The organism is Methanosarcina thermophila TM-1 (genome assembly GCF_000969885.1).
Lineage (GTDB): Archaea > Halobacteriota > Methanosarcinia > Methanosarcinales > Methanosarcinaceae > Methanosarcina > Methanosarcina thermophila.
Map to the genome: position 1 here is coordinate 606547 of NZ_CP009501.1, position 14678 is coordinate 621224.

Annotated in this window: 11 protein-coding genes and 1 pseudogene; 4 read left to right on the forward strand and 8 right to left on the reverse strand. The window is 43.3% G+C overall.

Features of this window, described 5'->3' with window-relative positions:
- Window positions 1-1156: 1156 nt before the first annotated feature.
- From MSTHT_RS02600 to MSTHT_RS02620, 4 genes and pseudogenes are all read right to left on the reverse strand, one after another.
- Window positions 1157-2602, reverse strand: a complete 1446-nt coding sequence (locus MSTHT_RS02600; protein WP_048166437.1) for an APC family permease — start codon at window positions 2600-2602, stop codon at window positions 1157-1159.
- A 260-nt stretch (window positions 2603-2862) separates the two neighbouring features.
- A pseudogene (mtbB, locus tag MSTHT_RS02610) lies at window positions 2863-4266 on the reverse strand ([dimethylamine--corrinoid protein] Co-methyltransferase).
- 7 nt (window positions 4267-4273) lie between these two features.
- Window positions 4274-4924 carry a dimethylamine corrinoid protein MtbC gene (gene mtbC / locus MSTHT_RS02615; RefSeq protein WP_048166440.1) on the reverse strand — a complete coding sequence of 217 codons (651 nt, stop codon included), beginning with the start codon at window positions 4922-4924 and terminating at the stop codon, window positions 4274-4276.
- A gap of 596 nt (window positions 4925-5520) precedes the next feature.
- The gene (locus MSTHT_RS02620; RefSeq protein WP_082086732.1) at window positions 5521-5838 is read right to left on the reverse strand and encodes a DUF2769 domain-containing protein; all 318 of its coding nucleotides are present in this window, start codon (window positions 5836-5838) and stop codon (window positions 5521-5523) included.
- A gap of 136 nt (window positions 5839-5974) precedes the next feature.
- Between MSTHT_RS02620 and MSTHT_RS02625 the strand changes: the two genes are divergently transcribed.
- Both MSTHT_RS02625 and MSTHT_RS02635 read left to right on the forward strand, forming a co-directional pair.
- Entirely contained in the window at window positions 5975-6868 is an 894-nt protein-coding gene (locus MSTHT_RS02625; RefSeq protein WP_048166441.1) for a PAS domain-containing protein, read from the forward strand.
- Window positions 6869-7711: 843 nt separating this feature from the next.
- On the forward strand, window positions 7712-8518 hold the full coding sequence (locus tag MSTHT_RS02635; protein WP_048166443.1) for a helix-turn-helix transcriptional regulator: 807 nt from the start codon (window positions 7712-7714) through the stop codon (window positions 8516-8518).
- 28 nt (window positions 8519-8546) lie between these two features.
- Here MSTHT_RS02635 and MSTHT_RS02640 read toward each other — a convergent pair whose 3' ends face one another.
- The 3 genes from MSTHT_RS02640 to dinB form a co-directional block, all read right to left on the reverse strand.
- On the reverse strand, window positions 8547-9455 hold the full coding sequence (locus tag MSTHT_RS02640; protein ID WP_048166444.1) for an MBL fold metallo-hydrolase: 909 nt from the start codon (window positions 9453-9455) through the stop codon (window positions 8547-8549).
- Between the two features lie 114 nt (window positions 9456-9569).
- Window positions 9570-10601 (reverse strand): AI-2E family transporter, encoded by a 1032-nt coding sequence (locus MSTHT_RS02645; protein ID WP_048166445.1) that lies wholly within the window; start codon window positions 10599-10601, stop codon window positions 9570-9572.
- 120 nt (window positions 10602-10721) lie between these two features.
- Window positions 10722-11825 (reverse strand): DNA polymerase IV, encoded by a 1104-nt coding sequence (dinB, locus tag MSTHT_RS02650; RefSeq protein ID WP_181952234.1) that lies wholly within the window; start codon window positions 11823-11825, stop codon window positions 10722-10724.
- Between the two features lie 404 nt (window positions 11826-12229).
- Here dinB and MSTHT_RS02655 point away from each other — a divergent pair, with 404 nt between their 5' ends.
- Entirely contained in the window at window positions 12230-13375 is a 1146-nt protein-coding gene (locus tag MSTHT_RS02655; protein WP_048166446.1) for a PQQ-dependent sugar dehydrogenase, read from the forward strand.
- A gap of 193 nt (window positions 13376-13568) precedes the next feature.
- The gene (locus MSTHT_RS02660; RefSeq protein ID WP_048166447.1) at window positions 13569-13853 is read left to right on the forward strand and encodes a ferritin family protein; all 285 of its coding nucleotides are present in this window, start codon (window positions 13569-13571) and stop codon (window positions 13851-13853) included.
- A 37-nt stretch (window positions 13854-13890) separates the two neighbouring features.
- Here MSTHT_RS02660 and MSTHT_RS02665 read toward each other — a convergent pair whose 3' ends face one another.
- Window positions 13891-14664 carry a DUF169 domain-containing protein gene (locus MSTHT_RS02665; RefSeq protein WP_048166448.1) on the reverse strand — a complete coding sequence of 258 codons (774 nt, stop codon included), beginning with the start codon at window positions 14662-14664 and terminating at the stop codon, window positions 13891-13893.
- Between the last annotated feature and the right edge of the window lie 14 nt (window positions 14665-14678).

Below are 14678 nucleotides of genomic sequence, written 5' to 3' on the forward strand. Positions count from 1 at the left end.
AAATAAAAACGGGTTAAAGTGACCACTAAAACTGTTAAAAATGGCAATAAGAAAGTGAAAAATGACATAAAAACGAAAAAAATGGCGTACTAAAAACGAGTTAAAAAGTGAAACTTTAGAAACACCAAAAAACTACTGCATCAAAAAGCTGCAGATTACTCAGAGATTTATGTCACTGTATGCTGGAACATAGCTTTGACTGAAGAATCTCTGAGAAAAAACGAAAGAAGAAAGTTTCAGGCTTGATAAGCGGAAATTTTCTCTACTCCGAACCCCTACAAATGCATAAAAAGCATACCTGAAAGCTGTGGCACGTGGGAATGTCATAGCTTTCGGGTACCTCCAAAACCGGACACATTTAAGAAACAAAAAGATATAAAAAGATATTTCCGGTCTTCAGTGCTTTTTCTTCTTCCCTTTTTCTTTCCTCTTTTTCTGCCTTCACCCTTTATTTTTCTCCTTTTCTGGTTCGTTCTGTATTGTCAGCTTATTTTCCCAGGTTTTTTCAGGTGGATCTGACAACCTTTATGTATCGTTTGAATTTAAGATCTTGTAAATTTTTAAGCTATTGAAAAATCTAATGATACAGGTATTATCAGGGATCAGCTCCATGACCCGGAGTTGTTGAAGAAACTTAATAGATTGGGCTAAATATATTTAATTCATATAACACACCGTCAGGAAAATACTGAATCCTCAGTATGTACTGAAAGCAAGCAGGTTTTCACAGTAAAGTAAACTCAACCTGCGAGCGATTTGAGATTCAAAAACCATTCGAGTTTGAGAACTCATCAAAAAAGAAATGAAAAAACGTATTCAGTTTTGAAGTCTTTCAAGAAAACCCCACCAATAAAAACCCCCAATCAAAAAACCCCAATTTAAAACTGCTAAAATAAACAGCAGTTCCCAGGCAGGGTTATTGTCTCTGGCATGACCCTGCACTGGTATTTAGGTCTATGAGATTGTCACCGATACGCCGATTTTACGCCGCCGATTTAATACAACAATTTAATACAAAACTAATAACTTATTTTAGAATATATTTGCAAAAATATTTAATTCTTATGAATAAAGAAAACATGAGATTTCAGGGCGCAATAAATTTATCTCCTGCAACCACATGTTTCTAAATTCCTATCTGTATCCGGTAAACACATTATACCATGGACTCGCCCTGAGGGGACGTATCTATCTCTAAAGCTGTCTGGTTTTCATTCTGAGAATAGAACCATAGAGGTAGATAGAGAGTAAGCACGACAAAACCCACGATTGTGGAAGCCCAGCCTACCTCAAGGCTGTTCAGGTATACTAGTCCAATAAGACATAGAGGCAGGTTAAACAGCCCAAAGAATAGGGCTACATATCGCCAGCCTCCAGGGGCTTTGAAGGGTCTTTCGAGTTTCGAGAATCTAGGGTCAATTTTTGCCTTTACATACGCAAGCAGGCTGATCCCATTTGCGCAGACATAACCTATGGCTGACGCTGCCAGTATGGCAGCAGGGGTTCCCAGAAAGATAAAACCCATATTCAGGAGGGCAATGACAATCATTGCATTAACCGGAGTCCCGTGCGTGTTCATTTTGCCAAAGAAGCTTGGCAGGTTTCCTTCTTCAGCCATAGAATACATAGCCCTTGAAGCTCCAAGAAAGGCGGTCTGGATAATGAGAATCATTGCCGCAATTAGCATAAGGATTGCCAGAGCCCCACCTATGGGACCCAGGGTAATCTGAGCTAAAGGCAGCATGGGAGAGAACGGTTCGGCAAGGATCCCCTCAATTCCCAGGGTTCCAGTACAGGCTGCCTGAACCAGAATAAAGGTCACAAGACAGATCGAGCCGCAAATAAAGAGGGCTTTTGGAACATCTGACTTAGGCTGCTTATATTCAGGCCCGTAAATTGCTGCGGTTTCCCAGGCGCAGGCGCTCCACTGTGCCATTGCCATGAGTCCTAGCAGAATCAGGATATGCTGTATATCCCAGCTCCAGTCTGTGGGAAGCCAGGCGCCGGTAATGTTGCTGATCTCAATATGCCCGGTTACGAAGGGAGCTAGGGAAATAACAATCAGGGGGGCAAGAGAAAGCACGGCAAGAATATACCCGAGCGTTGCTCCGCCCGAGAGTCCTCGATAATTGACTAGAATAAGAAATAAGAATACGATTGCACCAGATGTAAGATACATAGCCAGGTCAGGTACATCTGCAAATGCAGGAATAAGACCTTTTAGATAACTCCCAATCAGGATCGAGAAGATTGCAAGCACAGGATTCCAGGCAAACCAATAGCTCCAGGCGCTGAAGCCTCCAAGCAGTTTGCTCCGGTCGTACCTAGTGTTTGCGTTCCGGCTCGTAAAAACACTCTGAGCGTATCCAGGAAGCCCGGATGCTTTCGGGAACATTGTAGCAAGCTCTCCGTAGGCAAAGTTCTGCATAAAACCTTGAAAGACTGATAGTGCCCATATAATTATCGCAAAGGCCCACACATAGTTTGCGAAATAACCTATGGAAGGAAGAATCAGCACAGGAACCCCCAGAGCAATTGCAAGACCTTGTCTCCAGTCAATTGTTCGCTGAAGCCCTCCGGCTTCACCGTTTTCGTCATTCATTTTTAAACACACTCCTATAAACTTTTTAACATCTTTTGACGATTTGTACAGCTCCTACAGCACAAATCGATTCATAAAAGGCTGCAAAAGGAAAAAGTGGGTATTCTAAAGAAATTCAATTCTTTTTCAGGAATATTACAAGGAAATATCACCAGAAAACATGCTTGAGTATAACATTTCTCAGGAAAAACCTGAGAAATATTTACAGAAGATTTATACCCACTTTTCCATATCCTTGCAGCTATTTCGGAGTTTTTGGTTCAGGCTATCTGTTTTCTAAAGACGTTGCAGGAATTTATCTTTATACCGAGCAGCTTTTCGATATTCATTTTCGCAGCAATGCCTTTTGCGGCTCCAGGGACTGAGGTAATCACACCGATATCGAGTTCTTCACGCAGCTCGCGCATGATATGCTCGTCTACAAGGTCCATGACATCGACCCTGAGTTTCTTTGCCACGTACTCTTTTGCCTCGGCTATGCGCATGTTCTTTGAGAACTGCATCCTTGCAACAAGGTCGCCTGCAGCTCTAATTCCTGTCATACCAGAAGCCATTATGTGGGAGATCGGCATACCCAGAGGGTCGCCGACCCCGATCTATATGCCGTCGACGCCTGCAATTTCGACCATTGCCTTGCTTGCTTTCGTAACTGCATCAATCGGAGGAGTCTCAAGCATGGGGATTCCGCCGACTCCCATGCCCATATCAACGTGGCAGGGAATTGGAGAAGCTTCCACAGCTGCCTTCATGAAGGTAACTGCACGGGCAAGGTTCCAGGCTGAGGTTTTGCTGGTATTTGTATTGCAGACAGGACCGAAAACGTTTGCTCCGGCTTTTGCAACAAGAGGAGCCTGCTGATGAGGCCACAGACCTGCAAGGGTCACCCCATCGTACTGAAGGTTTCCGTGCATGCCAAGCACCATTTCCCCTGCCATTCCTACTTCAATGTACATATCAGGGAACTCTTTTCTAAGGGCTTCGACCGCATGGAGGGTACCGTACACGTCAGCGTCTCCTGCTGCACCTGTTGTGTCGAAATTGACCCCATCGGCTCCTGAGGCAAAGAGTTTCTGCATAACCCAGACCGTGTCCCTTGTCAGATGTTCTGCAGCGTGTTCCATTGATTCCCAGGCTTCCTGAATCTTGAAAGCTTTCATAAGGTCACCAGGGTTCTCGAAAGGACCATCCGGGGTATAATAGAGTCCCATATTGGGCATTGCACCGTAAAGCAGCGGAATAATCATGTTCTGCTGGCAGACTTCCATTGCCTGGCACTCGTTTGAAACAACAGGTTTTACAGGCTTGAAACTGTAGTCAATGTGTCCCAGTTCCATTGTGTCGGCACCAAAAGCCCTCTCGTGCATCATGCACCCAACAAGACGGCTTGAAGGAATTCCAACGCCACTATTGCCCTGGTCACCGTCGAGCCTTATAGTACCTATATCGTGCGTTACAGGAACTTCCATGCCCTGTTCCACACTCACAGCCTTGCCGGGCATCATGAGGATTTCAGCAAGCTTGTCGATTTCATTGGCATTCAGAGCAGGGATTTCACCAAGGTCGGCAGCATTTCCAGTACCTGCCTCAATCTCCTCCATGATCTTATCTTTTGTAAGGAAGATTCTCTTCCCGTCTCCCATACGCAAGAAGTATTCAGTTGCCATTTTTTTCTCACTCCCTGACCAGCAGCTCTTTTGCTTTTGCGACGGCTTCGCTCGCATTTTCAGCATAGCAGTCTGCACCAATCTTGTCCGCCCATGCCTGGGTTGCAGGTGCACCGCCTACCATGACTTTTATTTTGTCCCTGAGCCCTTCTTCCTTGAGAAGCTCGATTACCTCCTTCTGCCCCTGAAGAGTTGTGGTCATAAGGGCGGAGAGCCCAATCATATCAGCATTGACTTCTTTTGCTTTTTCGACGAAATTCCTGATTGGAACATCACGTCCGATATCGTGCACTTCAAAACCAGCAGACTGGAGCATTGTGGACACGATTGATTTTCCAATGTCGTGCACATCACCTTCGACCGTGCCGTTCACAATAACCCCGAGTTTTTTACTCTCGGTCCCTACCGGAAGTTCAGCTTCAAGCAGTTTAACCCCTGCTGTCATTGCATCCGCAGCCATCATTACGTGGGGCAGGAAAAGCTTCCCTCTCTCAAAAAGAATTCCTACCTGATTCATGCCTGCAGAAAGTCCTTTTTCAATTATCTCGGAAGGCTCCATGACCTCTTTCGCTTTCTCGACCGCAGCAATTACTGCATCTTTCTTACAGGAGACGACTGCATCCGAAAGCTCCTGAATAAGTTCCTCTTTAGTTGCCATTTTTTATACCTCCATAGATCTCAGAAACTCTCCCATGACCGAAGAGAAAAATTGAATCTTAAAAATCTATAGGATTTATTTTTATATATCCTGAATTATTTAGCCTAACCTGTAAAGCTTTTTCAAAAAAGGCGAGAATTGGAGCGTTACAGGTGCATTTGAAAAGCTCATGCGTTTTGACTGACATGATGGATAAAACTCAAGCTGTGAGCTTTTTTAAGCATATTAAAATTTTCAATGGGATTTTTTTATTGAGCTTCAAATCTGATTAATTAAAACTTAAGATCTCGTAAAAAAGGAAATTTTGAATCAGGCAATTAAAAGTCTAATAATTAAGAATACTGGATTTCATAGTTGAAAGAATACTTGATTTCATAGTTGAAAGTCTCAAATCCGGTAGTTAGAGTCTCAAGTTCGATAGCTGTAAACCCAAATCCTATAAAAAACTCTAAACATTGCAGCTAAAATTCTCAAGCCAGATAACTGAAAAGAGGAGCCTTTTTATTCATCTAACACGCAAAATCTTGTCTTCCCACTGCATGCTGGGTTTTTCTGCTGTTTCCTGGGGAGAACTCAGGCTTTTCTCGTTGGCAGGTTCAGATCTTTTTGGCTTTGATACAGAAGTATTCCCCTTCTAGTCGGAATTTCCTGTAAAGTTCACAGGTTCCACAGAAGCAGCCTTCTTTTTTTTCCTGTCCTAATGATTTGCCGCTGGAACAAAACATCCCTGCGCCGCCAGAATAGGAAGGACAGCTTTTGCAGATACAGGCTTTAAGGTGATAGTATGAGCCGCAGATCCCGAAATATCTCCCATATTCTTCTCTAGCCTGCTGTATAATGTCGGGGGTTTCCTTTCCTGACTTTCCACTTTTTCCGACATTCTCTTTATTTTCTGCTGCAAGCTTGGAATCCATGATATTTCTCCTGTGAACAAAAAGCTATAATTTATAAGATGTCAAAATATATTATATACTTGAGGATTTGAGACGTACATTTTTTCCTGGGGCGGTTAAAGGATTTTGGATATGAAGGGTTGTGGAGGTAATAGTCATGGGATTCAATCAGCTAGCTGAAAGCGATGAACTTATTCTTGATGAAGCACTCGAAAGGCAGCGAATTCTGGAAACCGTAATTAATAACAGTCCTATTATGGCTTTTCTCTGGGCCCCGGACGAGAAATGGCCTGCAAAATACGTTTCCGAAAATGTAACCCAGCTTGGGTACAGCTCGGAAGATTTCCTGACTGGCAGGATAATGTATGCAGATATTATCCATTCCGAGGATGTAGACCGGGTTAGAAAGGAACTTACACGATGTTGCGAAACTGGGCAGGAGAGTTTTGTACAGCGGTATAGGGTTCTTACAGGGAAGGGAAAAGTCCGGTGGGTAGAAGAAAAAACCTTTATTCACCGTGATGAAAACGGGAATGTAGCAAGTTTCCAGGGAATAATCAGAGATATTACTCAGGAAATAAAAAATGAAAAAGCGCTGAGGGACGCGCTTGAAAGCCAGAAAGCCCTGATGGAAAAGCAAAAGGTTCTGCTTGAACGGCAAAAAGCTCTTGAAGCCGTAATTAACAACAGTTCTAAGGTAGTATTTCTCTGGAAAGCTGAAAAATACTGGCCCACTGTGTATGTATCCGAGAATGTCAGGCAATTTGGGTATACCCCTGAGGACTTCATTTCCGGAAGAGTCCTTTATGGGAAAATTATTCATCCTGAAGACCTGCTTCTTGTGGAACTCGAACTTGAGGAGAACTGCGAGGAAGGGGGAAGGGAATTCAATCGCCGGTACCGGATCCTTACGCAGAACGCTGAAGTCCGCTGGGTTGACGAAAAAACCTTTATTCAGCGCAATGAAGAAGGGGAAATTACCCATTTCCAGGGCATTATAGAGGACATAACCCAACAGGTTAAAAGAGCCAATGCCCGCGGGCTGGGTTAAACAAGCTCAATTATTTCCTGAATATGTTTTATACATCCATCAAGGTTGAGAATGTAAGCCAATAAATATTTTCATCCATTTTAACAAATGCGATTTTATAATTATTGCCTTAAAGCACTATGCTTCAACCTTTATGCCTTCTGCTAGCTTTATTACTTCCTTAACAAATAATTATTTATGTTTGAGAGAATTAAGACGTACTTGCAAATTTTATTATAGCTGTTAGTATAGCTGTTAGGTCTGCAATTCTATGAAGCCTTGAATGCAAAGTCGGAAACAAAGAATGCTGGGTAATAAGAAAAGACATGTAAATGGCACGAAAAAAAGATATAAGAAAGAATTGTTCCCCCAGAAACTGAAAAGGATTACATCCCAAAAAAGGTTCGCTTATAAGGGTTTGAAAGAACAGGCGGACCATTTTTGGGAAAAACGCTATTTAACAGGCGTTAAAGCTTGTTGGCATACTCTTTTTATTGCTCACATGTAAGTTAGTTAAATATTAGGTATTGGCAGATAGATAGTCCATTAAACAAAATATGCATTTTGAAATTGAATTTCTAAATTGAATTTCCTGGGGAGAAAAAAATACTTAAAAGGAAAAATAATTTCACAAAAATGCATAATGTTCATAAAATGGAGAGAAAAATATATTAACTATTAATTTTCAAGTTTTTATAAATATAAGGCTCATACTCAGTTTCCGGTATGAATCTTCCTTTATTACTAAGCTTTCCTGGATCTCTAGAATTTCTAGATTTCTTGAACTTCTAGATTCTGAGACTTCTAGATTTCTGGAACTCCTATATATTACAAGCCTGCAGGCAGCAGGTCAAGGTGCATAATATGGATAGTACTCTACTCGACCTGATTCTTCTATCTGAGAAAAGAAAGAATGTGCTGCTTCTTCTGCTTGAGGGACCAAAGGATATTGAAACAATAAAAAAAGCCCTTAATGCCAGTGCAACCGCAGTCCAGCCGCAGGTAAAAAAGCTCAAAGAACAGCACCTGGTAGTTCAGGAAAAAAACCTCTACAGGTTAAGCGAGATAGGCAGAGTTGTGGCTGAGAAGATGAAGCCACTTGTAGATACGCTTGCCTTTCTCGAAGAAAATGTGGATTACTGGGCAGACCGGGAAATGAGCGAGATTCCAGACTTTCTCCTTCGAAGAATTTACGAGCTCGGGCACTGTACCATAATTGAACCTCAGATAGACCACATGTTTGAGATGATCCCGGAATATGTCAAAAATGTTCAGCTGGCAAAAAAGCTTGATGCTGTACTTCCTTACTTCCATCCCCTTTTTCCTTCTTTTTACCTGGAAATTGCCGAGAAAGGAATACCAATATCGCTTGTTTTACCCAAATCCGTCCTGAAAAGGTGGGTTGAGGATTATAGGGAACAGACCGAGCAGTATCTTAAAAAAGAAAATGCAAAACTTTTTACCTGCACTGATTGTGAGAGGATTCCTGCTATCACAGTAGCTGATAACTTTATGGCAATGGCTCTTTTCCCGAAAAGTACGGTATTTGACAGGAAATATATACTTTGCTTTGAGCCAGGATCTCTGGTGTGGGGAAAAGAACTCTACGACTATTACGAACAGCGCTCTGAACAGATTAATAACATAGACAATTACACTGAGACCCCCTAACAGAACAGGGTGCTAGAAAACCTGAATGTCAGAGATATTCCTCAAAACCTGCTTTACCAGAGGCATAGGCTTCATGCCAGCCTGAGAGTACAGGCTTTTTTTCATAAAGGGCTTCTCTCTGGGCTTCAAGAAGTTCAGGGGCTTTTCCCATAAACTCTGCAGCGCATAGGACTCGGTTTTCAACTTTTTCATCAAGCTCTTTTAACCAGCTATACCCTTCAAAAGATCTGAGCAGATGATGATCAAGAATAAGGGTGTCTACATGCCTTGCCAGAAGGAGAGCATTTTCAGAGGCTTCTTTTCCGGCTTCAGGCACGCGATGTGAAAGATAAATAGGGGGACCTGAGGCAAAAACAAATGTGGGTTCCCAGGCGAGTAATTTAAGTACTACTTCCCTATGCAGAAGCTGGATATCGGAACTATGGACAAAAACCTCATCTCCCTCGCAGATCCGGGTCATCATTACATTTCCAAAGCCCTTTTCACTTGCCCCGTGTGGAACAGGAGGAGAGAACTCCATACTGCCAGACTTTTTGCCTTCCGAGGCAGGAAGAGGAAAACCTAGAAAATCCGAAAGCTCACGTCTCCGCTTTGAAGAGAGAGCTGAGATTTTTGCTGGACCTTTACACCAGAAATTTATCCCCTCAAGGGAAGGGAGAGCTTCCATTGGCAGCTGATACGGATCCTCAGCCCTCATTGGCATATGATCCCCGTGAAAATGGCTGATAACAACATCCGTAGCCTCCTCAAATGCAGAGAGAATCTTTTCCCTTATCCTGAAAGCCGCAGCAACCTCTATCGGGTGTGGAAACAATCCTGAACGCAAGCGTGCAAGTGCAACTCCAGGATCGATCAGAACCGTCCTCTCATCCGTTTTTACAAGACAGGCAAGTGACCTTGCTCCAAAAGACTCACATCCCAGGATCTCAATCTGCATACTTTTCCCTATGCTTGAAAGAATAAAAGTTCTTCTTATAGGAGCATTTACTGTAGAAAGGAGCTTTGTTGATCTTTTTTCTTCGACACGTCAACCTGCACATTTTTACCCTTTTCAGGAAAGATACTCCCTGGAAAACATCTGTACGGTCAGAATAAAGTAGGAGAGCAGGAGGGGACCTATAACAATTCCTATCAGCCCGAAGAGGGACACCCCTATTACAATTCCAAGCAGGGACAGAAGAGGATGGATTTTTCCAACCGTTTTCTGGACCATGGGTCTCAGGAAGTTATCAAGTACACTTATGAAGAGTCCTGCTGCAAGTATACCAATCGCCGCCGCATAGTCAGCCTGGAAAAACTGGACAATAACTGCAGGAATCCAGACAAAAGCTGCTCCGACAAGAGGTAAAAAGGACAGAACAGCTGCAATCGCGCCCCAGAGAAAAGCTCCCTGGATATTGAAGAAGAGAAATGCAATTGTCAGCACTCCACCCTGGGCAAGGGCAACTGCCCCGCTGGCTGTAAGAGTTGTCCGGACAATTCTCCTGAACTCGTTCAGCAGAGTGGCTGTATTTTCTTCATTGAAAGGGACTGCAACTGTGACCTGACGCATAAAGTCCGAATCTTCCTCGGTAAAAAGGTAGTAAAGCAGAAAGTACATTATCAATAACCCAATTGACTGGTGGCTCAGGCTCTGGATTGAGCCCAGAATAAACAGGCTTGTGTAATTGACAGCCTGTGAGGCAAGCTCCATTGCTTTTTCCTCTATTTTGGTCTGGAACATATCAAAAGGAATATTCAGCCTTGATAGAAAATTAGTTGCAAAGACAGCTCCAGATTCAATAGACGCAATAATGGCTTCCTGATTAAGTATAAGCTGCTGGATTTCGCTGACAATCATACTCAGAAGGAAGTAAAAAGGAATCAGTACAACAAAGATGGAAACTATTATCACCAGTACGGCTGCGATTTGCTTCCGAATTTTGACTTTTTTTACGAGAAACTGATAAAGAGGTCGAAATATTGTGAAAAGGATGAAGGCTCCGAAGATATAGTTTAGATACGGAAGTGTAGCGTAAATAATGATTACAGTCAGAACAATAATTATGAGAAGAGCCAGAGCCATCTTTAGATTATTTTTCATTGGATCTAGATTGGATCTCCTATTATAAAATGTATGTGCCGATCCAGAACCTGCGCAATGCCTGACCAAAACCGTTGAGCTGCAACCCTTTTACAAAAAGGCTTGTGAGGAATCTTGCATTTAGAAATCTGTAATCAGGGTTTGTTTTTCGTCTCTTTCGCGGAGCTTTGCAACGCCTATGCCTACAAGCCTGAGTTTTCGGTTTCCTATGAATTCTGAGAGAAGCTGCATGGAGATTCTTTTCATCACAAAAATGTCTGAGGTCCAGATTGGAATGGTTTTTGAGCGGGTGTAGGTTGAGAAATCTTCAAAGCGTACGGTAAGGTTTACAGTTCTGAAAAGTAAACGGTGTTTCAGGAGAGATCTGTGCACGCTTTCTATAAGCAGGTTCAGAGACCCGATGATTTTTACGGGGTCATTCGTATCCTCGGCAAAGGTTCCGTGCCTGCTAATGGATTTTATACTTTTGTTTTCCCGGACCTCCCCAAAATCCAGTCCATTTGCAAGCTGCTTCATGCGAAGCCCCATTTTCCCGAATTTCTCAGTTAGGAACTGCACGTCACAGTTTGCAAGTTCTTTTACTCTGGTAATTCCCATTATTTTCAAGGTCTCAGCGGTTTTTTTCCCTATTCCGGGAATTTTTGAGACAGGCAGGGGAAAAAGAAATTCCCTTACATCTTCGGGTCTGACAACGGTAAGCCCGTCAGGTTTCTGGAAACCGGATGCAATTTTAGCTATAAGCTTGTTCGGTCCGATCCCTACTGAACAGGTAATTCCTTCCTGCTTCTGGACTTCATCCTTTATCTTCAGGGCATATATAGCAGCTTCTTCAAAATTCCTGATTTCGGGACCCGGCACAAGATAGGCTTCATCCACACTGACCTGCTGGAGCCTGTCTGCAAACCCCTTTAAAAGCTCCATCACTTTTGCAGAGACATCTGCGTACAGTTTCATGTTCACAGGCAAAAAGACCGCATCTGGACAGAGCCTGTAAGCCTGTGAGATCGGCATTGCGGACTGAATCCCGTATTTTCGCGCCTCGTACGAGCATGCGCTTACAACACCCCTTCCAGAGCCTCCTTTCGGGTCAGAACCCACAACTACAGGCAGTCCTTTGAGCTCCGGCTTTTCCCTGATCTCTACTGATGCAAAGAAGCTATCCATATCCACATGGAAGATTATTCGCCTTTCCGGAACATTTATTCTCGAACTGGAGGCAGGCATCACCCTGAGATAGGATAAAACATATAAAAAAGGTTTAAGGAAGTCGGGTGAAAGTATTAACATGATTAAAATATGTTTAAAAAAGCATTTCTAGAAAGCCGATAATATATAATTGGGATAATCTTTTCAATCTGTATTTCTCTGATTTCAGATGGGGGAGTTTTATTAAAGCAGAGCAGGAGAATTAAAAACAGGTCATTTTCGAAGAGGCAGAATCTCCAGAGAAAAAGGGCTATTAACTAACTTGAAAGGGTACTGAGAAAACCAAAAAGTATCACAGGGCAACTTTTCCTGAGATCACAATAAAAAGATCACAATAAAATTAGCTGCAGGTGGCGTTGTGAGACAGTAAAGACTCCTGTACAACAGCCCGTACAATAGCTAATTTCAAGATGGTGGGGGAAATGAAAGGATCAAAGATAATATTTGGGGTTTTTGTTGCAATTGTACTTATTTTCGCAGCTTATGCCGTCCTGAGAATTGTACCAATTGGTGTATGTAATGAAAATGGAGCAGAGCTTGAATCTATTAAACTTCCGCCTGGTTTTTCCATTGATTATTACGCACAGGATGTGGAAAATGCAAGATCAATGACTCTGAGCCCGAACGGCACGCTTTTTGTCGGAAGCCGGGGTGCAGGAAAGGTTTATGCAATCCTCGATCGGAACAATGACAGTAAAGCTGATGAAGTAATTGTGCTTGCTGAGGGTCTGGATTCGCCAAATGGAGTGGCATTCAGGAACGGTTCGTTATATGTTGCTGAGATATCCCGGATAATCCGGTATGATAATATCGAAGCAAGGCTTGAAAATCCGCCCGAACCTGTTGTGCTTAATGATAGTTTTCCATCCGACCGCGCTCACGGCTGGAAGTATATCAAGTTCGGGCCTGATGGGAAGCTGTATGTGCCTGTAGGGATGCCCTGCAACATTTGTAATAAGGAAGGGGAAGATGAACGGTATGGGACAATCACCAGAATGGAACCCGATGGAAGCCAGTTTGAGATCTATGCAAAAGGGATAAGGAATACCGTTGGTTTTGATTGGAATCCTGAGACCAAAGAATTATGGTTCACTGATAATGGAAGGGACTGGCTTGGAGATAACATACCCCCAGACGAGCTCAACCGGGCACCTGAAAAGGGAATGCACTTTGGTTTCCCCTACTGCCACGGGGGAGACATTCCAGATCCGGAATTCGGGGAGCTCAGAAACTGCTCGGAATTCACGCCACCAGAAATGAAACTGGGCCCGCATGTGGCTGCGCTTGGAATGACCTTTTACACAGGCACAATGTTTCCTGAAGAGTACAGAAATCAGATCTTTATCGCCGAACATGGCTCCTGGAACCGGAAAATCCCAATCGGATACAGAGTTACTCTTGTCAGGCTTGAGAACGGAACGCCTGTCAGTTACGAGCCTTTTGCTGAAGGATGGCTCCAGGGGCTTGCAGCCTGGGGAAGACCTGTGGATGTCCTTGTAATGCCTGATGGAGCTTTGCTGGTCTCGGATGATAAGAATAATGCAATTTACAGGATCAGCTATGGCTGATCTGAGAACTTTGCAATATCTGATCTGGATACTTGTGTGATTGTACTTCAACACCTGATCTGGATACATTTAAAGTGTCCTGTGGGAGCCATTTGGGCTGAGAAAGTAGTTATCCAGGCTAAAACTGTGAAAAAGCTGGATCAGGTAAAAATATTTATTTTATATTCTCATATACGTAAGCAGGGGGAATAAGTTGTTATCCAAAATACCTGTCGATATTAAAAGCGTATCTGAAGAAGATATCGATAAAGAGATCATCAGAGCTGCGATCGTCGCCGAGATTGATGCTATAAACCTTTATGAGCAGATGGCAAACTTAACAAAAAATACATATGTAAAAGACGTCCTCATGGATGTAGCAAAAGAGGAAAAAACCCACATCGGAGAGTTTCAGGCCCTTTTACTCCAGTTTGATCCTCAATACAAAAAGGAAGTTGAAGCCGGAGCCAGAGATGCTGAAGAAGTACTATCTAAATAATTTCTCTAGCTCAAGCCTTTTTACGGATATCTTCCTTTTACGGATATTTTATATCTGTACGCTTATCAGGATACGCTATCTTGCTTCGCTTGCAGATAAAGGATTCTTCCAGGTCAGCTCCCATCTGCTGCGCCAGCCCAGACGGAATGCCCATTATCATTAATTCCGGAGGCAGCCAGGAATTCCCTGTTGGATCGACAGGTCCGACAAAAGCCGAGTCTTTCGGCGCATTATCAGCCATGCCAGCCGGGAAAGTAATCATGGTAGCACAGGTTGGCCCACCTGGGATTATGGTTTTAAAGAAGGGATCAGAACTGCTGAATTGAGCCAGCCCACAAAGATTTCTTATCTGCTCTGCGCCTGCAAAGACAATATATGATCTGACAATGTCAGGTTCGATCTCGGCAGTACACGGAGCAATAACCGTGTATTTGCCGTGCGGAAGAATTTTTCCTGCTCGCTTTATCAGTTCATCGAACAGCTCAGGAGTTGCCTTCAAATGTTCAGCAGCGCCTCCACGGAAATCTGGCGTGCCCACAGTCACGAAGTACTTAAGTTTTGGATGCGGTTCTGAGAATCCAGTCCATACCAGTCCACCCGCGCAGCACTGCTCATGACCTGCTTCAATATAGAGGGGAGGTGTCTCTTTAAAGAGAGCGGAAATATAAACCGCCTTTGCTACACATCGGTCTACAGTGTATGACGGAACAGCTCCTTCGGGGATCTCATCCGTCCCGTAAACACATAATGGGCGTAATTTTAACCTGCCGGCTTCTGTAAGCTTTTTTCCCAGTTCTTCAGGCTTTAACATAATTAACCACCGGT